At 63.1% G+C, this 22,261-nt stretch carries 23 protein-coding genes; 15 read left to right on the forward strand and 8 right to left on the reverse strand.

Annotated features, from left to right (window positions below; translation table 11 throughout):
• Positions 1-7: 7 nt before the first annotated feature.
• Positions 8-982, forward strand: coding sequence for a GlxA family transcriptional regulator (locus ACVZUB_RS17445; RefSeq protein WP_482627567.1), 975 nt, complete (start codon positions 8-10; stop codon positions 980-982).
• 123 nt (positions 983-1,105) lie between these two features.
• The gene (locus tag ACVZUB_RS17450) at positions 1,106-1,927 is read left to right on the forward strand and encodes a dienelactone hydrolase family protein (protein ID WP_007730045.1); all 822 of its coding nucleotides are present in this window, start codon (positions 1,106-1,108) and stop codon (positions 1,925-1,927) included.
• Here the strand turns inward: ACVZUB_RS17450 and ACVZUB_RS17455 are convergent.
• Positions 1,921-3,024 (reverse strand): branched-chain amino acid aminotransferase, encoded by a 1,104-nt coding sequence (locus tag ACVZUB_RS17455; RefSeq protein WP_003941766.1) that lies wholly within the window; start codon positions 3,022-3,024, stop codon positions 1,921-1,923. The two genes, ACVZUB_RS17450 and ACVZUB_RS17455, sit on opposite strands and share 7 nt — an antisense overlap.
• 32 nt (positions 3,025-3,056) lie before the next feature.
• Complete coding sequence (gcvT, locus tag ACVZUB_RS17460; protein WP_482627568.1) at positions 3,057-4,157, reverse strand: glycine cleavage system aminomethyltransferase GcvT; 1,101 nt, start codon at positions 4,155-4,157, stop codon at positions 3,057-3,059.
• 158 nt (positions 4,158-4,315) lie between these two features.
• On the opposite strand from gcvT, the gene ACVZUB_RS17465 reads away from it, so the two are divergent.
• Positions 4,316-5,833, forward strand: a complete 1,518-nt coding sequence (locus ACVZUB_RS17465) for a leucyl aminopeptidase (protein ID WP_019748919.1) — start codon at positions 4,316-4,318, stop codon at positions 5,831-5,833.
• Between the two features lie 55 nt (positions 5,834-5,888).
• Here the strand turns inward: ACVZUB_RS17465 and ACVZUB_RS17470 are convergent, their stop codons facing one another.
• A complete protein-coding gene (locus ACVZUB_RS17470; RefSeq protein ID WP_003941713.1) occupies positions 5,889-6,239 on the reverse strand; it encodes a hypothetical protein in 351 nt (116 codons plus the stop codon).
• 364 nt (positions 6,240-6,603) lie between these two features.
• On the opposite strand from ACVZUB_RS17470, the gene sucB reads away from it, so the two are divergent.
• The 5 genes from sucB to ACVZUB_RS17495 all read left to right on the forward strand — a co-directional run bounded on the left by sucB (position 6,604) and on the right by ACVZUB_RS17495 (position 12,045).
• A complete protein-coding gene (sucB, locus tag ACVZUB_RS17475; protein WP_058039509.1) occupies positions 6,604-8,352 on the forward strand; it encodes a 2-oxoglutarate dehydrogenase, E2 component, dihydrolipoamide succinyltransferase in 1,749 nt (582 codons plus the stop codon).
• Positions 8,353-8,472: 120 nt separating this feature from the next.
• Positions 8,473-9,360, forward strand: coding sequence for a TIGR01777 family oxidoreductase (locus ACVZUB_RS17480; RefSeq protein ID WP_003941584.1), 888 nt, complete (start codon positions 8,473-8,475; stop codon positions 9,358-9,360).
• Between the two features lie 29 nt (positions 9,361-9,389).
• On the forward strand, positions 9,390-10,151 hold the full coding sequence (lipB, locus tag ACVZUB_RS17485) for a lipoyl(octanoyl) transferase LipB (protein ID WP_003941602.1): 762 nt from the start codon (positions 9,390-9,392) through the stop codon (positions 10,149-10,151).
• A 51-nt stretch (positions 10,152-10,202) separates the two neighbouring features.
• Positions 10,203-11,213, forward strand: coding sequence for a lipoyl synthase (lipA, locus tag ACVZUB_RS17490; protein ID WP_003941610.1), 1,011 nt, complete (start codon positions 10,203-10,205; stop codon positions 11,211-11,213).
• Positions 11,214-11,289: 76 nt separating this feature from the next.
• Entirely contained in the window at positions 11,290-12,045 is a 756-nt protein-coding gene (locus ACVZUB_RS17495; RefSeq protein ID WP_003941625.1) for a DUF4191 domain-containing protein, read from the forward strand.
• A 73-nt stretch (positions 12,046-12,118) separates the two neighbouring features.
• On the opposite strand, the gene ACVZUB_RS17500 is transcribed toward ACVZUB_RS17495, so the two are convergent.
• Complete coding sequence (locus ACVZUB_RS17500) at positions 12,119-12,592, reverse strand: RDD family protein (RefSeq protein ID WP_003941579.1); 474 nt, start codon at positions 12,590-12,592, stop codon at positions 12,119-12,121.
• A gap of 213 nt (positions 12,593-12,805) precedes the next feature.
• Between ACVZUB_RS17500 and glnA the strand changes: the two genes are divergently transcribed.
• The gene (gene glnA / locus ACVZUB_RS17505; protein ID WP_003941609.1) at positions 12,806-14,242 is read left to right on the forward strand and encodes a type I glutamate--ammonia ligase; all 1,437 of its coding nucleotides are present in this window, start codon (positions 12,806-12,808) and stop codon (positions 14,240-14,242) included.
• A 144-nt stretch (positions 14,243-14,386) separates the two neighbouring features.
• Here glnA and ACVZUB_RS17510 read toward each other — a convergent pair whose 3' ends face one another.
• Together ACVZUB_RS17510 and ACVZUB_RS17515 are read right to left on the reverse strand one after the other, a co-directional pair.
• Positions 14,387-15,007, reverse strand: a complete 621-nt coding sequence (locus ACVZUB_RS17510) for a YdeI/OmpD-associated family protein (protein WP_063316166.1) — start codon at positions 15,005-15,007, stop codon at positions 14,387-14,389.
• A 122-nt stretch (positions 15,008-15,129) separates the two neighbouring features.
• Positions 15,130-16,095 carry a helix-turn-helix transcriptional regulator gene (locus tag ACVZUB_RS17515; protein ID WP_007735427.1) on the reverse strand — a complete coding sequence of 322 codons (966 nt, stop codon included), beginning with the start codon at positions 16,093-16,095 and terminating at the stop codon, positions 15,130-15,132.
• Positions 16,096-16,205: 110 nt separating this feature from the next.
• Between ACVZUB_RS17515 and ACVZUB_RS17520 the strand changes: the two genes are divergently transcribed.
• On the forward strand, positions 16,206-17,147 hold the full coding sequence (locus ACVZUB_RS17520; RefSeq protein WP_042445952.1) for an alpha/beta fold hydrolase: 942 nt from the start codon (positions 16,206-16,208) through the stop codon (positions 17,145-17,147).
• 42 nt (positions 17,148-17,189) lie between these two features.
• On the opposite strand, the gene ACVZUB_RS17525 is transcribed toward ACVZUB_RS17520, so the two are convergent.
• Together ACVZUB_RS17525 and ACVZUB_RS17530 are read right to left on the reverse strand one after the other, a co-directional pair.
• Complete coding sequence (locus ACVZUB_RS17525) at positions 17,190-17,477, reverse strand: hypothetical protein (protein ID WP_341514394.1); 288 nt, start codon at positions 17,475-17,477, stop codon at positions 17,190-17,192.
• A 320-nt stretch (positions 17,478-17,797) separates the two neighbouring features.
• Positions 17,798-18,256, reverse strand: coding sequence for a DUF5994 family protein (locus ACVZUB_RS17530; RefSeq protein ID WP_204856018.1), 459 nt, complete (start codon positions 18,254-18,256; stop codon positions 17,798-17,800).
• Positions 18,257-18,845: 589 nt separating this feature from the next.
• Here ACVZUB_RS17530 and ACVZUB_RS17535 point away from each other — a divergent pair.
• The 5 genes from ACVZUB_RS17535 (at position 18,846) to ACVZUB_RS17555 (ending at position 22,235) form a co-directional block, all read left to right on the forward strand.
• Positions 18,846-20,033, forward strand: a complete 1,188-nt coding sequence (locus tag ACVZUB_RS17535) for an inorganic phosphate transporter (protein ID WP_007735433.1) — start codon at positions 18,846-18,848, stop codon at positions 20,031-20,033.
• A 14-nt stretch (positions 20,034-20,047) separates the two neighbouring features.
• Positions 20,048-20,329, forward strand: a complete 282-nt coding sequence (locus ACVZUB_RS17540) for a hypothetical protein (RefSeq protein WP_003941641.1) — start codon at positions 20,048-20,050, stop codon at positions 20,327-20,329.
• 34 nt (positions 20,330-20,363) lie between these two features.
• Positions 20,364-20,690 (forward strand): DUF3349 domain-containing protein, encoded by a 327-nt coding sequence (locus ACVZUB_RS17545; protein WP_003941653.1) that lies wholly within the window; start codon positions 20,364-20,366, stop codon positions 20,688-20,690.
• Positions 20,691-20,701: 11 nt separating this feature from the next.
• Positions 20,702-21,040: a DUF3349 domain-containing protein gene (locus ACVZUB_RS17550; RefSeq protein WP_003941618.1), complete on the forward strand. Its 339-nt coding sequence runs from the start codon at positions 20,702-20,704 to the stop codon at positions 21,038-21,040.
• A gap of 151 nt (positions 21,041-21,191) precedes the next feature.
• Positions 21,192-22,235 (forward strand): alpha/beta hydrolase, encoded by a 1,044-nt coding sequence (locus ACVZUB_RS17555; RefSeq protein ID WP_019748933.1) that lies wholly within the window; start codon positions 21,192-21,194, stop codon positions 22,233-22,235.
• Positions 22,236-22,261 lie beyond the last annotated feature (26 nt).

A 22,261-nucleotide genomic window follows, 5' to 3' on the forward strand; every position in this document is an offset into this window, starting at 1 on the left:
CGACGTCGTGCGAGTAGGTGTCCTTGCGTACGAAGGTTGCCTCGCGGCCGAGATCTTCGTTTTCACCGACCTTCTCCTGATCGCCAATCGCGTCGCTGATGGAGCGCCCGCCGACCCCTTCGAGGTATCGGTCATCGCAGCGTCCGGCACGCCCGTCGTTGCGGCAGGTGGATTTTCGCTCGGCGTGCAGGAGGGGCATCACGACATCGATCACCTGGTTGTGCCGGGGTTCGAACTCGTGCCGTCCGAAGACCCTGCGACGCGTTTGTCGCTGTGGGACAGAGAAATCGAGTTCATCCGTGCGTGCGAGGCGCGCGGCGTTCGGGTGTCGTCGGTCTGCGTCGGCGCGTATCTGCTGGGCGAGGCGGGACTGCTCGACGGACGCCGATGTACGACGTCGTGGCTGTACGGTGCGGACCTCGCGAGTCGTTACCGCGGTGCGACGGTTCGAACCGACTCGTTGATCGTCCAGGACGACGGCGTCACCACCACTGCTGCGTTCACCGCCGCGCTCGACCTCGCAACAGCACTCGTGCGCGAGCATCTCGGCGACAAGATTGCGCGTACGACCGCAAGAATTACGCTGGCGCCCGAAAACCGAACCAGTCAAGCTCCGTACATCGTCGACTCGATGCTGCCCGCCAAACACACACAGTTTGCCGATGACGTCGGAAGTTGGTTGATCGAACGGATGGCGGAGCCTTACGACTTGGATCTGCTGTCGGGTGCTTTTCACCTCAGCACCCGAACCATGCTTCGGAAGTTCAAGGACGAGACCGGGGAATCGCCGCGCAGTTATCTGCAGCGTGCACGGATCCGAAAAGCGAAACGGTTGTTGGAATCGACCGACTGGCCTCTCGGAAAGATTCTGGGGCACATCGGCTATCAGGATCCTGGAACCTTCCGTCGCCTGTTCACCGACCGCGTCGGCATCAGCCCGGCCGACTACCGAAAGCGATTCCGCAACGGCGGCGCCGGATAGGTGCGAGGCGAGCCCGCCCGAAAACATGGCGAACCGCCCTCTTCTGTAGTCGATCCCGCGCCGAAAGACTGTGCAGAGGAATTGTTTCGACTACTGAGAGGGCTCACCGTGCCGAACCGGAGCATGACCGAAGACGATCCGCTCGAAGACTTCGACCGTCGAACGATCACCATCGACGCAGTGGCGAAGTCCGTGTACGTGGCCGGCACCGGTCCCGCAGTAATCGTCATGCCGGAGATGCCGGGCATCAGCCCGCATGTAGCGCGATTCGCCCGCTGGGTGCGCGACGCCGGTTTCACTGTCTTCGTTCCGTCACTGTTCGGGCACGACGGCGCGGTCCCCACAGTGAACGAGGGGCTGACGGTATTCAAGAGAGCCTGCGTCAGTGCAGAATTCCGCGCCCTCGCTGCCGATGAACCGAGTCCGGCGGTCCGTTGGCTGCGTTCACTCGCCGCTTCCGCCCATGAGGAGAGCGGCGGACCTGGCGTCGGCGTGATCGGAATGTGCTTCACCGGTAACTTCGCGTTGTCGATGATGCTCGAACCCTCGGTCATCGCGCCGGTTCTCGCCCAACCGTCGTTACCGCTCGATCGACCGGACGAAACCGACAGCGGGCCCGAAGAACTCGAAGCCGTGCGCTCGAGACTCGAGGCCGAAGACCTCACGGTGCTTGCATACCGCTTTCGAGGTGACTCGTTCTGCCGCGCACAACGATTCGCCGCCTATTCGAAGGCCTTGGGCGAGCGCTTCGTCGGGAAGGTACTACCCGACGAAGCGGCCAACGCGACAACGTCGCCGTTCTTCGAACACGTCATTGCCAATCCACACAGCGTGGTGACGGCTCATCTCGTCGACGAGGCGGGATCGCCCACCACCGTCGCACGAGACGAGATTCTGCAGTTCTTCCGGGAGCGATTGCTCGCGGAACGAACCAGCGATCAGTGAAGTTTCGTCATCCAGCCGTGGGTGTCGGCGAAGGTTCCGCGCTGGATACCCGTGAGGGTGTCGCGCAGTGCCATCGTCACCTCACCCGGCTCGCCGTCGGCGATGGTGAACTCGCCCTCGGCGGACTTGACGCGTCCGACGGGGGTGATGACTGCTGCTGTGCCGCAAGCGAAGACCTCGGTGATTTCACCGCTCTTGCACTTGGTGCGCCATTCGTCGGTGCTGATCTTGCGCTCCTCGACGGCGAAACCGGAATCGGCGGCAAGGGCGAGCAACGAGTTGCGCGTGATGCCTGGCAACAACGAACCGGACAGCGACGGCGTCACGAGGCGAGCGTCGGGGCCCGAGCCGAAGACGAAGAACAGGTTCATTCCACCCATTTCCTCGACGTACGTGCGCTCGATGGCGTCGAGCCAGACCACCTGGTCGCAACCCTCGTCGGCGGCTTGCGCCTGGGCGAGGAGTGAAGCGGCGTAGTTGCCGGCGAACTTGGCCGCGCCGGTACCGCCGGGGGCCGCGCGAACGTATTCGGTGGACAGCCACACACTGACCGGCTTGACGCCGCGCGGGAAGTACGCACCGGCAGGCGAGGCGATCAGCAGGTAGCGGTACTCGTCGGCGGGACGGACACCGAGTCCGGCTTCGGTGGAGAACATGAACGGACGGAGGTAGAGCGCGTCCTCGCCACCGGCTGCGGGAACCCAGTCGAGATCGACGTCGATCAGTTCGGTGATGGAATCGATGAACATCTGCGACGGGAGCTCCGGCATGGCCAGACGGCGCGCAGATGCCGCGAAACGCTCGGCGTTGGCCTCGACGCGGAACGAGCTGATCTCGCCACCCGGCTGACGGTATGCCTTGAGGCCCTCGAAGATGGCCTGTCCGTAGTGCAAAACCATTGCGGCCGGATCGAGCTCGATGTTTCCGTACGGCAACACCTGGGCGTCGTGCCAGCCCTTGCCCGCGGTGTAGTCGATCGAGACCATGTGGTCGGTGAAGTGCCGCCCGAAGCCGGGCGCCGCCAAAATGTCACGGCGCTCGGCGTCGGACTTCGGGGACGAGCTCTGAACACGAACGAAATCGGCGGCACCTGTCATGGGCGCAATCCTATCGAACGTGAAAAAGCTCTCTACTTGGTGTTGGTCTCCACGAACGGAGGAGACACCACGACGCACCGAAGAGCACGACCACGGACGTCGACTTCGATCTCGTCGCCGGCCGAGACATTGGCACCGGAATCGAGGAGCGCCAACGCAATTCCCACTTTGAGCGAGGGCGAAAACGTCCCCGAGGTGGTCTCGCCGATTGCCTCGCCGTCACGCAGAACACCGAGGCCGGCACGAAGCACGCCGCGATCGAGAGCCTTGATCCCCCAGAGTTTGCGAGCCGGGCCGGCAGCCTTCTCGTCGGTCAAGGTCTCTTTGCCCCAGAATGTCGGCTTCTTCCAACCGATCGCCCATCCGCAGCGCGCTTCGAGCGGAGAAATCTCGAGCGAAAGCTCATGCCCGTGCAGCGGATACCCCATCTCGGTACGAAGAGTGTCACGGGCGCCGAGTCCGGCGGCCTGCCCACCCTCGGCGCGCACTGCCTCGAGAAGCGCGCGGAACAACGGCTCGCTGTCGTCCCACCGCGGCAGGAGTTCGTAGCCGACCTCACCGGTGTAACCGCTGCGGCACACACGAACAGGCACGCCGTTCCATTCCGCATCTTCGTACGCCATGTACTCGATCTCGGTGGGAAGTCCCAGAGCGGTCAGAACCGCCACCGATTTCGGACCCTGCACAGCCAGCACACCGTAGGCACGATGCTGATCCTCGACGGTGATTCCGTCCGGTGCCACAGCGACCAGAGCCGCAACGACGTCCGCGGTATTGGCTGCGTTCGGGACGAGGAAGATCTCGTCGTCGCTGACGTAGTACGCAATGAGGTCGTCGATGACACCACCGGACTCGTTGCAGCACAACGTGTACTGAGCCTTACCCGGCCCGATCTTGTTCAGGTCGTTGGTCAGTGCGGAGTTCACGAATTCCGCGGCGCCCGCGCCACGCACGACGGCCTTGCCGAGGTGACTGACGTCGAAGAGTCCGACATTCTCACGCACAGAGGTGTGTTCGGCCACGACGCCGGCGTACGAAACCGGCATCTGCCACCCCCCGAACGGCGCGAACGTCGCGCCGAGTTCGACGTGGACGGGGTGGATCGGGCCCTGCAACATTTGTTCGTCGGTCATGGCCCACAACCTATCGGACTTCGCCGATCGAAACATGTCCGCAGCGAGAGCTCACCCGGCCGTGACGATCGCCCGTCCGCAAACTGCAAAGGGCCTAACATCGACTCAGGCATCCGCCAGAACCGGACGCATCGCACACTCACCTCACAGGAGACACCTTGAGCACTCGCACAGCCCGATCGTTGGGACCCGACCTCGTTCTCGCCGGCACAGTCGCCAAGCGCGCAGAGATACTGGTCGTCGGCCTGACGTCGGGTCCGGACGGCCCCGAAATCGCACTCAGCGAAGGCATCGTCGCCGAAGACGTACTCGCCGAGATCCTCGACAGCCTCATCGCCGTCGGCGCCACCGGCAAGCCCGAGCAGCTCACTCGTGTCCCGGCACCGAGCGAACTGTCGGTCACCAGCGTTCTCGCCGTCGGACTCGGCTCTGCCGACAAGCTCGGCAGCGAGCAGATCCGTAAGTCCGCCGGCGCCGCAGCTCGCTCGTTGTCCGGCATCGACACCGTCGCAACCACGCTCTCGATCCTCGACCTCGGTGCAGCCGCCGAGGGATTTGCGTTGGGCGCGTACAGCTTCACCGAATTCAAGTCGTCCATGACGGCTCCCGGTCCCGATTCGCAGCCACTGGCCCGCGTCGAACTTCTGGTGCCGTCGCCGCGCACGAAGGAGACCAAAGCGACGCTGGCACGGTCGGCTGCCATCGCCGAGGCCGTCGCCACCGCACGCGAGTTCGTCAACACTCCCCCGAGCCACCTCTACCCCGCCGAGTTCGCCGCGCGCGCGAAGGCACTGGGCGTCGAGGCCGGGCTCACCGTCCAGGTTCTCGACGAGAAGGCACTCGAGAAGGGTGGCTACGGCGGAATCATCGGCGTCGGCAAGGGCTCGTCACGCCAGCCGCGTCTCGTCCGCCTCGAATACGCGTCGAAGAAGCGTGGTGCCCGCAAGGTCGCACTAGTGGGTAAGGGCATCACCTTCGACACCGGCGGAATCTCCATCAAGCCCGCCGCCGGGATGGAGAACATGACCTCGGACATGGGCGGCGCCGCAGCCGTCATCTCCACCGTCGTGCTTGCCGCCAAGCTCGGCCTGCCCGTCAACGTCGTCGCATACGTACCGATGGCCGAGAACATGCCGTCCGCGACCGCGCAGCGTCCCGGCGACGTGCTGACCCAGTACGGCGGAATCACCATCGAGGTCGTCAACACCGACGCCGAGGGCCGTTTGATTCTTGCCGACGCGATGGTTCGCGCGGGTGAGGACGATCCCGACTACATGATCGACACCGCCACCCTCACCGGTGCGCAGATGGTCGCGCTCGGCAACCGCACCCCCGGAGTCATGGGCACCGACGAGTTCCGTGACCGCGTCGCCTCCATCTCGCAGAGCGTCGGCGAGAACGGCTGGGCCATGCCGCTGCCGGAGGAATTGCGCGGAGATCTCGACTCCAAGGTCGCCGACATGGCCAATGTCACCCCGCACCGCTGGGGCGGCATGCTGGTCGCAGCTCACTACCTCAAGGAATTTGTTCCCGAGGGTGTCCAGTGGGCGCACATCGACGTCGCGGGGCCGGCCTACAACACGTCAGGGCCGTGGGGTTACACCGGCAAGGGCGGTACCGGCGTTCCCGTTCGCACGATGATCTCGGTCCTGGAGGACATCGCGGTAAACGGCTGACCCCTTGCTGTGCGCCTTTATTAACCCCCCGCGGTTAATAAAGGCGCACAGCAGTTCAGGCGCCGTCGCGTAATTCCTGCTCTCGGGCCCGCTTGCGTTCGATTCGCTTACGTTCGTCGTGATCGCGCATACGCTGCGGATATCCCGTCTTGCGGACGTCGTAGACCGGGATCTTCAGGTCCTGTCCCAATTTGCGGGCACCACGTTCGCCGCCGACACGACGACGAGTCCACTCCCCGTCCTTCGCAACCAGGACGACGGTCACCTCGGTCACCGTCGTCTGCGGTTCCACATAGGCCTCGACGCCTTCGTGCGAGTGCGCCCAATTCGCCAGATGATCCGCATCACTTTGCGCTGCGGCCTGAGCCGCACTTGGCGGACGCTTGAAACGATCGAACAGTCCCACGGTCGTACCCTCCTCGGTACCGACGCCGCGGATGCACCCCGGCGATATGTCAAGTTTGCCAGGCGATGTCCGTTGTGCCTGCGCACGACATACCGTTTGGTCCGCTTACGACGTTACAGCCGGACCCCCGACGCATACCTACTCGCCAGTAGCCGACACACCCGAAACGGACGGCATCCCCCTCATCGGACACGCCCGGCGTATCAATGGAAAGATGAACGACGGTGACGCCGCGCCCGCGCGTCGACATCGGCAAAATAGCTACAAGTAGCCGCACGTCGCGCGCCACTCGAGCACAATGCATTACGACCACAAGTCGACAAAATTCAACAACCCGAACACAACTGTCGAGGAGTCAAAAGACATGGCCTTCTCCGTCCAGATGCCAGCCCTAGGTGAGAGCGTCACCGAGGGAACTGTCACACGGTGGCTCAAGCAGGAAGGAGACACGGTCGAAGTCGACGAACCCTTGCTCGAAGTCTCCACGGACAAGGTCGACACCGAGATTCCGTCTCCCGTCGCCGGCGTCCTGACCAAGATCGTCGCGCAGGAAGACGACACCGTGGAAATCGGTGGCGAGCTCGCCCAGATCGGTGAAGCCGGCGAAGCCGCAGCACCCGCGGCAGAGGCACCCGCCCCCGCCGCCGAGGAAGCTCCCGCCGAGGAAGCGCCGGCTGCCGAAGCTCCCGCTGAAGAAGCTCCCGCTGCCGAGGCACCCGCCGCTTCGAGCGGTTCCGCTGAAGGTACCGCCGTGACGATGCCCGCCCTCGGCGAGTCCGTCACCGAAGGCACCGTCACCCGTTGGCTCAAGGCTGTCGGCGACGAGGTTGCCGTCGACGAGGCGCTGCTCGAAGTCTCGACCGACAAGGTCGACACAGAGATCCCGTCCCCCGTCGCCGGAATCCTGCTCGAGATCAATGCGCAGGAAGACGACACCGTCGAGATCGGTGGCCAGCTGGCCGTCGTCGGCTCCGGCGCACCCGCCGCGGCACCGGCACCCAAGGCCGCTCCCGCAGCACCGGCAGCACCCCCTGCCCCCAAGGCCGAAGCTCCGAAGGCCGAAGCACCCAAGGCTGAAGCACCCAAGCCTGCCGCCGCACCGGCCGCACCCGCTCCGAAGCCTGCTGCGGCTCCCGCACCGGCGGCTGCCCCCGCAGCGTCCGGTGACAGCAGCCCGTACGTCACCCCGCTCGTGCGCAAGCTCGCCACGGACAACGGCGTCGACCTCGCGACCGTCACCGGCACCGGCGTCGGCGGCCGCATCCGCAAGCAGGATGTGCTCGCCGCTGCGGAGGCCAAGAAGGCTCCCGCCGCCGCTGCTCCTGCTGCAGCACCCGCGGCCGCACCGGCCGCCACCGCAGCCGCAGGCGTCCGACCCGAACTGGCACACCTGCGTGGAACCACGCAGAAGGCCAACCGTATTCGGCAGATCACGGCCACCAAGACACGTGAGTCGCTGCAGAACACCGCTCAGCTCACGCAGACCTTCGAGGTGGACGTCACCAAGATCGTCGCCCTGCGGGCCCGTGCCAAGGCCGGCTTCATCGAGCGCGAAGGCGTCAACCTGACGTTCCTTCCGTTCTTCGCCAAGGCAGTCGTCGAGGCGCTGAAGTCGCACCCGAACATCAACGCCAGCTACGACGAGGCTGCCAAGCAGATCACCTACTACGACGCTGAACACCTCGGCATCGCAGTGGACACCGATCAGGGCTTGCTCTCCCCCGTCATCCACAACGCCGGCGATCTCGGCCTGGCCGGTTTGGCCCGCGCCATCGCCGACATCGCCAAGCGTGCACGCTCGGGTGGCCTGAAGCCGGACGAGCTCTCGGGTGGCACCTTCACCATCACCAACATCGGCAGCCAGGGCGCGCTGTTCGACACCCCGATCCTGGTACCGCCGCAGGCGGCCATGCTCGGAACCGGCGCGATCGTCAAGCGCCCGATGGTGGTCACCGACGAGAACGGCAACGAGTCCATCGGCGTTCGCTCGATGATCTACTTGCCGCTGACCTACGATCACCGTCTGGTCGACGGCGCCGACGCCGGCCGATTCCTCACCACTGTGAAGCAGCGGTTGGAAGAAGCCTCGTTCGAAGCTGATCTGGGCCTGTAAGCAACTGCTCGGCCGGCCGGGGCGTCATCTCCATCAGGAGGTGGCGCCCCGGCTTTTTCAGTACGGTCGGAGATATACGTTCGGATATCGAAGCACGCTGAATCGAAGGAGGCTTTCCGAATGCGAGTAGTCATCGCCGGCTCGTCCGGTTTGATCGGAACGGCCTTGGTGTCATCGTTGCGCTCCGACAACCACGACGTGGTGCGTCTGGTGCGACGCTCGACCGCCGGCCCCGACGAATCGCGTTGGGACCCGGACCACGACCGTCTGGACCTCTCCGTCCTGCAGGGCGCCGACGCCGTCGTGAACCTCTGCGGCGTCGGCATCGGCGACAAACGGTGGTCGGGTTCCTACAAGCAAGCGATCCGTGACAGCCGCATCGTCGCGACCGACGTCTTGGCCGAAGCGGTCGCGAGTCAGAAGGTTCCCGTCCTCGCCAACGCGAGCGCCGTCGGCTATTACGGCGACACCGGCGACAAGATCGTCGACGAGGATTCGCCGGCAGGCACAGACTTTCTCGCCACGACGTGTCGCGATTGGGAACTTGCCACCGAACCGGCGCGTGCGGCGGGCGCCCGCGTCGTCAATCTGCGGTCCGGCGTCGTGATTTCACCTCATGGGGGCATGCTCGGTCGGCTTCGGCGCCTTTATTCGTTCGGCCTCGGCGGGCGACTGGGCAACGGTCGCCAGTACTTTCCGTGGATCTCACTCGAGGACGAGTGCGACGCGATCAAGTTCGCGCTCACGAATTCCGAACTCTCCGGTCCCGTCAACCTGACCGGTCCGGCCCCTGTCACCAATGCCCAGTTCAATGACGCCATGTCCCGTGCGGTCCACCGCCCGGCTCCCTGGATCGTTCCCGGGTTCGCACTCGAAGCGTTGATCGGAGAATTCGCCAAGAGCGGCATCCTCGGTGGCCAGCGCGCCATTCCCGCAGCTTTGGAAAAGGCGGGATTCTCTTTCCGCCACAACACGATCGGCGAAGCGCTGGCGGCCGCACTCGGTTGATTCCGAAGTCGGGCGTAATCTCTACGTCCATGAGCAGCGCTGCCGTTTCCGCCCGGTTCTCGAAACTGCCGATCGCCGTCGAGCAACTCGGTTCGATCGACTACAACGCCGCGTGGGACCGCCAGCGTGAGCTCGCGGCTGCGCGGGCGGACGACATCGGACCGGACACGCTACTGCTCCTCGAACACCCGCCGGTGTACACGGCAGGACGACGCACGGAACCCGAAGATCGTCCCGTCGACGGCACGCCTGTCATCGACGTCGACCGCGGCGGGAAGATCACCTGGCACGGCCCCGGCCAGCTGGTGGGATATCCGATCGTGAAACTGGCCGAGCCCATCGACGTGGTGCGGTATGTCCGACGCATCGAGGAAGCACTGATCACGGTGTGCACGGACCTCGGCCTGAACTGCGGGCGCATCGACGGCCGCTCCGGCGTCTGGCTGCCTGCCGAACTCGCAAACGGGCAATGGAAGCCCGAGCGCAAGGTTTCTGCCATCGGAGTGCGCGTCCAACGGGGCGTGGCACTGCACGGCTTCTCCCTGAACTGCAATTCGGTCCTGACCGGATTCGACAACATCATTCCCTGCGGCATCCGTGACGCCGGGGTCACGACGCTGTCGCATGAACTCGGTCGCGACGTCACCGTGGACGAAGTCACTCCCGCTGTGACCGAGGCAGTGATCGCTGCTCTCGACGGAACCATGCCCGTCACCGAACGGAACGTCGAGCGCGTCACCTTCGAAAGCGCCTCGCCTACTCCGACTTTTACTACCGTTCAGTACAGCTGACGGGCTCGCCCGAACCCCGTTGCAGTAATCACCGGGCGTAGGATCACTGTCGTGACTATCGCCCCAGAAGGACGTAAGCTGCTCCGTCTCGAGATCCGAAACGCGGAGACGCCCATCGAACGCAAACCCAACTGGATCAAGACCCGAGCAAAGATGGGCCCCGAGTACACGGAGCTCAAGGGCCTGGTCAAGCGTGAAGGTTTGCACACCGTCTGCGAGGAAGCGGGCTGCCCCAACATCTACGAGTGCTGGGAAGACCGCGAAGCCACGTTCCTGATCGGCGGTGAGCAGTGCACACGCCGCTGCGACTTCTGCCAGATCGACACCGGCAAGCCCGAAGCCCTCGACCGCGACGAGCCCCGTCGCGTCGCGGAAAGCGTTCAGGCCATGGGCCTTCGATACTCCACGATCACCGGCGTCGCCCGCGACGACCTCCCCGACGGCGGCGCCTGGCTCTACGCCGAGACCGTCCGCAAGATCCACGAACTCAACCCGGGCACCGGCGTCGAGAACCTGGTTCCGGACTTCAACGGCAAGCCCGAACTGCTCGACGAGGTCTTCGCCTCACGCCCCGAGGTCCTTGCACACAACCTCGAGACCGTCCCCCGCATCTTCAAGCGGATCCGTCCGGCATTCCGGTACCAGCGCAGCCTCGACGTCATCACCGCAGCACGCGACTACGGACTGGTCACCAAGTCCAACCTGATCCTCGGCATGGGCGAAACCCCTGAAGAGGTCACCGAGGCGATGGCAGATCTCCACGCCGCCGGTTGCGACATCCTCACCATCACCCAGTACCTGCGACCCTCGCCCCGGCACCACCCCGTCGAGCGGTGGGTCAAGCCCGAGGAGTTCGTCGCACACTCGAAGGCTGCAGAAGAGATGGGCTTCGCCGGCGTCATGGCCGGTCCGTTGGTTCGCTCGTCGTACCGCGCCGGCCGCCTCTATGCGCAGGCCATGGCACATCACGGCCGCGAACTTCCCGAGGCGCAGCGTCATCTGACCGAGGGCGGCGACGCTTCCCAGGAAGCCAGCTCACTCATGGCGCGCCTGAATCGCTGATCCACTTTTTGCTGTGCGCCTTTATTAACCGCGGGCGGTTAGTAAAGGCGCACAGCAATGGACGTATCCTGAGTACATGGCGAACGGCAGCAAATCCGGTAAGGGCAAACCCACCAAAGAGGCAAAGGCTGCAGCGAAGGCTGCCCGCAAGCAGGCTTCCAAGGAACGTAGAACTCAGCTCTGGCAGGCATTCCAGATGCAGCGCAAGGACGACAAGCTCCTCCTGCCGCTGATGATCGGCACCCTCGTCGGTGCGGCTCTGGTCTTCTTCCTGGTCGGCCTCATCTGGGGCCTTCAGTGGTTCCTGCTGCCGATCGGCATCGTTCTCGGTCTCCTCGGCGCCTTCATCATCTTCGGTCGTCGCGTCCAGAAATCGGTGTACAAGAAGGCTGAAGGTCAAGCCGGTGCCGCTGCGTGGGCGCTCGACAACATGCAGGGTGCGTGGCGCGTCACGAATGCCGTCGCCGGCACTACCCAACTCGATGCCGTTCACCGCGTCGTCGGACGGCCGGGTGTCATCCTCGTCGCCGAAGGTTCGCCGCAACGCGTCAAGGGCCTCCTCGCGCAGGAGAAGAAGAAGACCGCCCGCCTCATCGGCGACACCCCGATCTACGACATCATCATCGGCAACGACGAGGGCCAGGTTCCGCTCTCGCAGCTCCAGCGCTACTTGAACAAGTTGCCCCGCAACATCGACACCAAGCGCATGGACAACATCGAAGGTCGCCTCGCTGCACTGAGCGCACGCGGCGGCGGAGCAGCGCTTCCCAAGGGCCCGATGCCCGGAGGCGCGAAGATGAAGGGAATGCAGCGAACCATTCGTCGTCGCTGACACTCCCCCACAGCAAAACGAAAGACCCGGGCCCACACGGACCCGGGTCTTTCTTTACTTCGAGAAATTTGTGTCAGCGCGATTTCACGAGCAAAGTGCCGGTCGCGCGGTCCTGCATACCGCGACCGTCGATGTCGGTGATGGTCGCGGGAATCACGAACACAAGCAGTGCCTGACGTCCGAGCGCGCGCACGAAGCCCACTCGAATCGGGCCTTCGATTCGTGCAACCTGAAGTCCGAGGACGAACTGCCCCGGTGTGAAGTTGAACAGCGCCACCGTGACGACGCCGACTGCGAACCACACCATCAGCGTGACAGTCGAGGTCATACCGTCGAAGAAGTCGCCGGTGATGAGCGAGGCCACTCCCACAGCCATCACCCAATCCACCAACAGTGCCGCGATACGACGGCCCGAACCGACCAGCGAACCCGGACCCTCCTGAGGGAAACCGAGGAGCTCGCCACGGTACGACTGCTCACGGCCGTCCGCGCTCTTCGGCAAAGCTGCTTGCGGCCCAGAGAGCCAAGTTCCGGTGATACGTGCCATGCTGTCCAGGATAGGCGTCGCAGCACCGTAGTCCAGATTTGCCGGGTTTTAACTGTGTGGCCGGTCACATGGACTTCGGAAATCCCCAGGATGCTGCGACGCGTAACACTGCCGAAACAAAGGGTTGACGAGCGGGCAACACCAGCTCCCTACCGTCTGCCTCGACGGATTCAACCGACATCACTTGGCTGAAGCGACTTAAGGAGCACAAGCGTGGCGTTCACCACGGCCGAAGAGGTCATCAAGTACATCGCGGACGAGAACATCGAGTACGTCGACATTCGGTTCAGCGACCTGCCCGGCGTCCAGCAGCACTTCTCGATCCCGGCGTCTGCTTTCAACCAGGACGTGTTCGAGGACGGCCTCGCATTCGACGGATCTTCGGTCCGCGGATTCCAGTCGATCCACGAGTCCGACATGATGTTGCTTCCCGACGTCACCACGGCGCAGATCGACCCCTTCCGCAAGGCGAAGACCCTCAACATCAACTTCTTCGTGCACGACCCGTTCACCCGTGAGTCCTACAGCCGCGACCCGCGCAACGTTGCCCGCAAGGCCGAGGAGTACTTGGTCAGCACCGGCATCGCGGACACCGCATTCTTCGGCGCCGAGGCCGAGTTCTACATCTTCGACTCGGTTCGCTACGACTCCGGCATGAACTCCGCTTTCTACGAATTGGATTCCATCTCCGGTTCCTGGAACACCGGCGCAGAGACCAACGCCGACGGCTCCCCGAACCTCGGCTACAAGGTTCGCGCCAAGGGTGGCTACTTCCCCGTCGCTCCGTACGACCACTACGTGGACCTGCGCGACGAAATCTCCACCAACCTGACCAACGCGGGCTTCGAGCTCGAGCGCGGCCACCACGAGGTCGGCACCGGCGGACAGCAGGAGATCAACTACAAGTTCAACACGCTGCTCGCAGCTGCTGACGACCTGCAGTTGTTCAAGTACATCGTCAAGAACACCTGCTGGCAGCACGGCAAGTCCGCGACCTTCATGCCGAAGCCGCTCTTCGGTGACAACGGCTCGGGCATGCACGTCCACCAGTCCCTGTGGAAGGACGGCAAGCCCCTCTTCCACGACGAGTCCGGCTACGCAGGCCTCTCGGACATGGCTCGCCACTACATCGGCGGCATCCTGCACCACGCTCCGTCGCTGTTGGCCTTCACCAACCCGACGATCAACTCGTACCACCGTCTGGTGCCGGGCTACGAAGCCCCCATCAACCTCGTGTACAGCCAGCGCAACCGCTCGGCAGCTGTCCGTATCCCGATCACGGGCAACAACCCGAAGGCAAAGCGTCTCGAGTTCCGCGCACCCGACTCCTCGGGTAATCCGTACCTCAACTTCGCTGCACAGATGATGGCCGGCCTGGACGGCATCAAGAACAAGATCGAGCCGATGGCTCCGGTCGACAAGGACCTCTACGAGCTTCCCCCGGAGGAGGCTCGCAACATCCCGCAGGCTCCGACCAGCCTCGAGACGGTCATCAACCGCCTCGAAGCCGATCACGAGTACCTGACCGAGGGTGGCGTCTTCACCACCGACCTTATCGAGACCTGGATCTCGCTCAAGCGCGAGCAGGAAATCGCTCCGGTCAACCTGCGTCCGCACCCGTACGAGTTCGAGCTCTACTACGACGTGTGATCCGCATCCTGACGTAAGTCAGACCTGCGAGTACCGAGTCCACCCGTCCCGCTTCTGCGGGGCGGGTGGACTTGTTTCGGTCCGAGGGAAACCCCTCGGACAGATGATGACCGGCCTTCATACCGGACGCGGTCGAATCGCGGATCAGCCGCGGGCACGTTGACCGATGGCCGCATTGTTGACGATATGGGCGATTCGACCTGCCCGTGTTGCGTCTCGAGCGGCACTGACGATCCACCACAGCATCTGTTTGCGGGCGCTGGGCGGAAAACTGTCCCAGTTACTTCGCGCTTGCGTGTCCAGGTCCAGCGCCGCCTGCAAGTCAGATGGTTCCTCGAGGTCTTCGACTTGGTCGAGAATCGTCCACCAACCAGTGGATTTCGCGGCAGCAATGGCACCACGACCAGCAGCGGTCATGAGGCCACGCGCCTCCATATCAGCTGCGCGTTCGCGGTTGAGTCGGGTCCAGGAACTCTTGCGTCTCCGCGGTGTGAACAGTTGCAAATTGCGCTCTTCGTCGAAGATGGTGTTAGTGGAATCGATCCACCCAAAGCAGATCGCTTCCTCAACGGCCTGAGGGTAGGGGCAGCGTGGTCGGCTGGTGGTGGTGCGCCAGGAGCACAACCACACTCCACGGCCTGACGTGTGATTGTCCGTCAACCAAGTTCGCCACTGTTCGCGAGTCTCGGCGTGGATGATCGGGTAGTCGAACTTCCACGTCGGGGGGTGGACGGAAGCCGGCGGCGATGATTTCGAATCGGTCACTTACTCTCCAAGCCTAGAGGGAATCGGATACGTGTCTCGATAGACGAGGGGCCTGCGCAGGGAACACGTCCCCGCGGCAACTTGGACGTGAATGGTCTTGTCGCGCAATCCTCTTCTGACTGTCATGGTGGCGAGACCCTGAGGTGAAGGGCGAGCCGACTGACGGTGTCGGCAAGCTCGGTTGGTTCGATGACGACCACTGGGGCGGTGAGCGCAATGCGCGCAACCGTCATGGCGAGCCTGCCGAGATCTTCGCTGCGGATCTCGACAAGGCAGCGGTCCGCTGCCACCTCGATCGGTGTGTGGTCAATCCATCTGAGTACGCCCTCGAGGTCGGCGAACGTAGCTTCGATGGCGAGTTTTGCATCGTGGTGACGGGGTGGCGAGCCAACTGATCTCGCGACGAAGCCTGCCGCGTCACCGCCCGGGATCTCGCGTGGCGTGAAATGACTGCCTGCCAGCCAGGGCTCCGAGAGCCGGTCCAGTCGAAATGTTCGCCAATCCGAACGATGGTGGTCCCATGCTACGAGATACCAACGACGCCCCGCCGTGACAAGGCGGTGCGACTCGACGAGTCGTCTGCTGCTCTCGCCATCACCTCGCCGATAGTCGAAACGAACGTGCTCGTGGTCGCGACATGCCGCAGCGAGCACACTGAGTGCTTCGGGATCGACGATGTCGTCATTTGCCCGCCGCATGGAACTGACGCTCGAATGCAGTGCCGACACACGTCGGCGTAGTCGATGGGGCAGGAGTGTTTCGATCTTCGTCAGCGCGCGCAGCGCCGTTTCTTCGATGCCTCCGATGGCGGCCTCGGCGGCGTAGCGCAGTCCGACGGCTACCGCCACGGACTCGTCATCGTCGAGGATCAGGGGCGGCACGTGCGCCCCCGTTGCAAGTCGGTAGCCCCCGTATTTTCCGGACGTGGAATCGACCGGATAGCCGAGGTCGCGTAGGCGATCGATGTCGCGGCGCACCGTCCGCTGCGTGACATCGAGTCGTGCGGCAAGTTCGGCACAGTGCCAGAAGCGATGAGTCTGAAGGAGCGAGAGCAGTTGCAGTGCTCGGCCTGTGGGATCGTTCCGCATTTCTTCAGATTGCCAGCGATCTAGGACTTTATGTGTCCACGATGCTCCCTATCGTCGGAGCAACCGGTCGATCCAGACACGAGATCGGTACTCGACTCAAAGGAGCATCCGTGAATCCATCCGACTTCCCCAGGCCCGTCCTCATCCCAGTGAACGGCGTGGAACTCGAAGTCTTCGAAGCAGGGCGACACAATGCCGGGAAACCCATCGTGTTGTGTCACGGATGGCCAGAGCACGCCTATTCCTGGCGATACCAGGTGCCCGCCCTTGTCGAGGCGGGCTACCACGTCATCGTCCCGAACCAACGCGGCTACGGCAATTCGTCACGTCCGACCGAAGTGACGGACTATGACATCGAACATTTGGCGGGTGATCTCATCGCACTTCTCGATCACTACGGCTACGACGATGCCACCTTTGTCGGTCACGATTGGGGTGCCTTTGTCGTGTGGGGCCTTACCCTGTTGCACCCGGACCGGGTAAACAAAGTGATCAACCTGAGCCTGCCCTACCAGGATCGCGGAGAGCAGCCGTGGATTGAGTTCATGGAAGCCGTGCTTGGCGGTGATTTCTACTTCGTCCATTTCAATCGACAGCCGGGCGTCGCGGACGCGGTGTTCGAAGACAACACCTTCCGGTTCCTCCGCAACCTGTACCGGAAGAACGAACCCCTCAGGGAACCTCAGCCGGGTATGGCGCTGATCGATCTCGCCAAAGCAGAGACACCACTCGGTGAGCCCCTGATGAGCGATAGAGAATTGGCCGTTTTCGTCTCCGCCTTCGAATCGACAGGATTCACGGGCAGTGTGAACTGGTACAGGAACCTTGACCGCAACTGGCATCTGCTGGCGGAGGTGGACCCGATCATCCAACAGCCCACACTCATGATCTACGGCGACCGTGACGCGATCGCGAGAGCTGAGAACCTGACAGAGTTCGTGCCCAATGTGGAAGTAGTCAATCTCGATTGCGGTCACTGGATCCAACAAGAAAGACCCGAAGAGACCAACCAAGCGATCTTGAACTGGCTGGAACGGCAGGATGCCACATAGTTTCAAGGCTAGGTGCGGTCTCAGTGAAAATGTCAGTCTCATTCAAGTCCAGTAGGGGGCTTGATCCGGACCGACCGTCTTCGAGATTTGGCGAGAGCGTCGGTAAACAAACCATGCACTCAACCCGACGATGGGCACAAGCCAAATCCCGACAGAGAAGGCGGCAGCGCGCCACACACCGACTCGCCCGGACGCAGAAACCACATCGGCCAAGACGAGAATGAATCCGCCGCCGTACAGAAGAAAGAATGCTTCGAATCCGTCCATGCAGTCCATTCCACTGTCGGCGCAGTCCTGAAGCCCAGCCGCACCGAGTAGGGAAATGTTCACGGTGGCGATGCTACGGGCCAGGGCGTCCCGAACTGCCGAACAAGCGGGCGGATTCGGCGATGCGAACGCCGCTCAGCCCGAACAGAGTAGAAGCCCCACCCCCGTGGGGAGGGCGGGGCTTCCTCTGGTCCGGCGCTCACGCACAGTGGGAGGGTGGTGGACATGCCGGACCGACGACACGGCAGGGAGTCAAGCTGCCGCGCCCAAGCGCTGACCTGAAGGAATGCGCCTGAGATCGTGGTTACGAGAACCATCAAACCAGACAAACTGGACGCATGTTCAGGAATCGCGAGATTCGACCCCCGCACGTCAGAAAGATCTCACGGCACCCGATAGGTTTCGCTGCGGACAGGATCCACCAACCGCCGCATGACCTCGTACGCGCGGTCCGGATCCGTGTACGGCGGAATCATCATCAAAACGAGTTGACGACCATAGATATCGTCGAGATACATCAAATCGTGGGGCTGGCCAGGGTACGGACCCCGCACTTCCAGTCCGTCGACCTCGTCGATACGACGCTGCGCGCTGCTGATCGTGTTCCAGTCGAACGCAACCCGCGCGATCGGCCCCAACCTCAGCGAAAGTGCGGATATCAGATCGTGAAGCTCCGCCGTGACGTTCGTGGTCCACGGGAACCACGCGCCGTCAACCGATGCCTTGACGGCACCTTGCCCACGAAGCAGGAATCGCGGAGTCCGCGTCGGCGACGGGAAAGGTTGCCCGACATGGCGCTGCGGCGCTTCCATTGCGTAGTCGAGAGTGCTGATGTGCGCCATGACGAGGCTCCTTGACGGAGGATTCGTGGAACCGTCAGGCAGAGGCGCCCGGTCGTGGGTTCCATACTTTCAGGCTACTCCGATGCGCAATCCCGACTGCGCATCGACGGAAATGATCACGCCGGTGTCGCCCGTCCGGGAACGGACCATTACCGATGTGACCGAGGGTGTTGAAGGATTTCGAAATAGGCACCATCACACCGTATTTCGCTTTCACTTTGCTGCGGATCTCGTCGAATTCAGCTCCACAGCTCACCAACTGAGCGGTCCCCGCAACCGGCGAAGAGCCGTCGGCAACCTTTCCGCGGTTGTTGCACGGCACGACGGTGACGCGTGGGTTGTTCCGCAGCCGCTTGGCCTTACCCGATTTCGAGGAAGTCCAGAACCCGATACGTCCGTCCGGCAATTGGCGTATGCCTCCACAACCTCCACGACCATGCACGCGAATGAATTTTCTCTACCCCAGGAGTTTCAAAACGGACAATTATCCGGACGAAGGTGAACAACAGGTGCCGAGTGGTGGAAATGTCGCGGAACGACCACGTCTGAGGTCGATTTGAGGCCCGGAGGTGTTGGAACATGACTTCTCGTGAATGCGGAACTCATCGTTCTCCTCGTCGTCGTCGTAACCGCTCTGGGGTTCGACTTCACCAACGGTTTTCATGACACTGGCAACGCTATGGCCACGTCGATTGCAACCGGCGCCCTCAAGCCCAAGGTGGCAGTCGCTCTGTCTGCTTCCTTGAACCTGGTCGGAGCTTTCCTCTCGGTAGAGGTTGCTGCCACCGTGGCCAAGGGCGTGGTGAACCTCGGAAATGTGGGTGGCCAAGCGCTGCTCACCATCGTCTTCGCCGGCCTTGTCGGCGGCATCATCTGGAACCTGGCAACGTGGTTGCTCGGCATCCCCTCGAGTTCCTCACACGCACTGTTCGGCGGCCTGATCGGCGCCGCCATCGCGTCCCTCGGCATGAGCGGTGTCGCCTGGAGCGGCGTCCTCAGCAAGGTTGTCATCCCCGCAGTTCTCGCTCCCGTCGTGGCCGGCTTGGTTGCCGCGGCCGGCACCTGGCTCATCTACCGCATCACCTCCAACGTCGGAGAAGAAACCAAGGACAAAGGTTTCCGACTCGGCCAGATCGGTTCGGCTTCACTCGTTTCCCTCGCACACGGCACCAACGACGCTCAGAAGACCATGGGCGTCATCTTCCTCGCCCTGGTAGCCCACGGAACCATTTCCGCCGACGCGGACATGCCGTTCTGGGTCAAGCTCACCTGCGCGCTCGCGATCGCTGCCGGAACCTACCTCGGCGGTTGGCGAGTCATCCGCACTCTCGGCAAGGGACTTGTCGAGATTGCCGCACCACAAGGCATGGCAGCCGAAGCATCCTCTGCTGCAATCATTCTCACTTCCAGCCACCTCGGCCTTCCGCTCTCCACCACCCATGTGGCGACGGGTTCCATCATGGGAACCGGTCTGGGACGCAAGGGCGCCGAAGTTCGTTGGGGTGTAGCCGGACGTATGGCGGTCGCCTGGTTGATCACTCTTCCGTCCGCTGCGATCGTCGGCGCTCTGTGCTGGGGACTGGCCGACATCGTCGGCGGCCTGCCCGGTGTCCTGGTCGTCTTCGCCGTGCTCATCGCCCTGGCCGGTTGGATGTACCTGCGCTCCCGCAAGGAGCCCATCGATCCGAGCAACGTCAACGCCGAGTGGGACGGCGGCCTGGTGCCTGCAGAGGTCCCCGGTCCGGACGCCCGCGTCACCACCGACGCCAAAGCCTGAAAGAGGGAATCGACATGGATATCTTGAAAAACACCGTCGACTCGCTCTGGCAGGTCGTACTGGTCGGCCTCCTGCTGGGCGCCGGACTACCGGCGATCTTCGCAATCGGCCTGAAGTCGCTCGACGCCGGACAACGTGGCAGTGGCGGCGGGAGCACTGCCGTCGCGGCTCGCAGTCCGTTGGCCGTGGCAGGCGCAGTGGTGTGCTTCGCGGTCGTGCTCATCGCGATCGTCACCGGAATCCTCTTCATCATGCAGGGCTTCCTCAGCCACACATTCGGCATCGAGATCTTCTGATCCCGTGCGCCCTCACGAGCGGAAAGACATCACCGTGACTGCACCGACTCCATCCCTTCCTCAATCCATTCTTGACTGGCTTCGCGCCGGCTACCCCGAAGGCATACCGCCCAAGGACCGCATTCCGCTGGTCGCATTGCTACGACGCAAACTCTCGGACGCGCAAATTCGAGACATTGCCATCGGCGCTGCACTCGCAGAACTGAGCGACGTCAACAGCGACCAGGTGATCTCGAGCGACGAGATCAGCGCTCAGATCGCCGATCTGACGAGCCAGACTCCCTCGGACGAGGACATCGCGCGCGTTGCCTCCGTCCTTGCTGCCGCCGGGTGGCCCCTCGCTGATCTCGACAACCACTGAAGCTCGATTCGTTGAGTCTTCCACCACTTCTGGCTTCGATACTCGGCTGGCTGCGTGCCGGGTATCCGAACGGTGTGCCGGAGCAGGACTACGTCCCTTTGATGGCCCTGCTCCGGCGACAACTGTCCGACGACGAGATCGCCGTTCTTGCTGACGATCTCGTCGCCGGCTTTCCGCTTCCGGTCGATCCGATCGACTTTCCCGGTTCGGTCGATCCGATCGACATCGGCGTCCTCATCACCAAGGTCACCGACGATATTCCGCACGAATCGGACGTCGCTCGGGTGCGTGAACACTTGATTCGTGGAGGTTGGCAAATCGAGGCGCAACCTCCGGTCGACGACGCCTGACGGCATTACGGTAAATCAGACCAGTTTGATAACGAACCGGTAACGGTGCCGTCGAGGTCAATACAGACCACTTAGTGTCATAAGGAATTCCGCGCCTCGGGGGGCTCGGTCGGATTTCGGTGTGCAAGCACCTTTGGGGCGGGAGTGATACATGCACGAGGCTCACACAGATTTGGCGAAGAACCCAGATATTTCGAACCCGGATATTTCGAGAAACCGCATTTCGAAACGAATCAAGCGTCGGATCCTGGGCCTCGCCGCGACAGCACTCGCACTCCCCCTGACCGCAGGCCTGATCAGCGGATCGGTAGCGACCGCAGCGCCCGCGCGTACCGCCCCGGCCGGTGGCTACGAGGAAGTGTTCGTAGACTCGTCGATGGGACCGATCAAGGTTCAGATCCAGTGGGCTTCGCGCGGCGGCAACGCGGCGCTCTATCTTCTCGATGGCCTACGAGCACGCGACGACCGAAACGCATGGAGTTTCGAGACCAACGCTCTCGAGCAGTATCGTGGCGACAACGTCACGCTGGTCATGCCGGTCGGCGGGCAGTCCAGCTTTTACTCGGACTGGTATGCGAACAGCAATTTGAATCGCCAGCCGGTCACGTACAAATGGGAAACCTTCCTCACCCAGGAACTTCCCGCCTATCTGGAATCGCGCGGCGTCTCCCGAACCAACAACGGCGTGCTCGGACTGTCCATGGGTGGCAGCGCGGCACTGACGCTAGCCGCCTACCACCGCGATCAGTTCAAGTTCGCCGGTTCGCTCTCGGGATACCTCAACATCTCAGCTCCAGGCATGCGTGAGGCGATCCGGGTGGCCATGGTCAGCGCCGGGTCCTTCAATGTCGATGCAATGTGGGGACCGCCGTGGAACCCCGCTTGGCTCCGCAACGATCCCTTCGTGTTTGCACCCGAACTGGCTGGGCTCTCGCTGTACATCTCCGCTGCGAGCGGCCTACCCGGGCAGTTCGATCAACCGCGTCGACCCGTCGACTTCGTGAATACCGGTAGCGCCATCGGCCTCGAAGCCCTGGCCCTGATGAACTCACGGGCATTCCAGCTGCGCATGAACTCCCTGGGAATTCCGGCGACGTACAGCTTCCCGGCCAACGGCACTCATTCGTGGCCGTACTGGGGTGCAGAACTGTGGAAGGCCCGAGGCCAGATCCTCGACACCCTGAACGCTTGGTGAACTGACAACGACTCGATCACCGACAA

Source organism: Rhodococcus sp. OS5 (assembly GCF_056837585.1).

Excerpts from the sequence above, each read along its gene's own strand:
- ACVZUB_RS17450 (WP_007730045.1), top strand. The coding sequence starts at position 1,106 with ATGACCGAAGACGATCCGCTCGAAGACTTCGACCGTCGAACGATCACC.
- ACVZUB_RS17455 (WP_003941766.1), bottom strand. The coding sequence starts at position 3,024 with ATGACAGGTGCCGCCGATTTCGTTCGTGTTCAGAGCTCGTCCCCGAAG.
- gcvT (WP_482627568.1), bottom strand. The coding sequence starts at position 4,157 with ATGACCGACGAACAAATGTTGCAGGGCCCGATCCACCCCGTCCACGTC.
- sucB (WP_058039509.1), top strand. The coding sequence starts at position 6,604 with ATGGCCTTCTCCGTCCAGATGCCAGCCCTAGGTGAGAGCGTCACCGAG.
- ACVZUB_RS17480 (WP_003941584.1), top strand. The coding sequence starts at position 8,473 with ATGCGAGTAGTCATCGCCGGCTCGTCCGGTTTGATCGGAACGGCCTTG.
- lipB (WP_003941602.1), top strand. The coding sequence starts at position 9,390 with ATGAGCAGCGCTGCCGTTTCCGCCCGGTTCTCGAAACTGCCGATCGCC.
- ACVZUB_RS17495 (WP_003941625.1), top strand. The coding sequence starts at position 11,290 with ATGGCGAACGGCAGCAAATCCGGTAAGGGCAAACCCACCAAAGAGGCA.
- ACVZUB_RS17500 (WP_003941579.1), bottom strand. The coding sequence starts at position 12,592 with ATGGCACGTATCACCGGAACTTGGCTCTCTGGGCCGCAAGCAGCTTTG.
- ACVZUB_RS17515 (WP_007735427.1), bottom strand. The coding sequence starts at position 16,095 with ATGCGGAACGATCCCACAGGCCGAGCACTGCAACTGCTCTCGCTCCTT.
- ACVZUB_RS17530 (WP_204856018.1), bottom strand. The coding sequence starts at position 18,256 with ATGGCGCACATCAGCACTCTCGACTACGCAATGGAAGCGCCGCAGCGC.
- ACVZUB_RS17540 (WP_003941641.1), top strand. The coding sequence starts at position 20,048 with ATGGATATCTTGAAAAACACCGTCGACTCGCTCTGGCAGGTCGTACTG.
- ACVZUB_RS17555 (WP_019748933.1), top strand. The coding sequence starts at position 21,192 with ATGCACGAGGCTCACACAGATTTGGCGAAGAACCCAGATATTTCGAAC.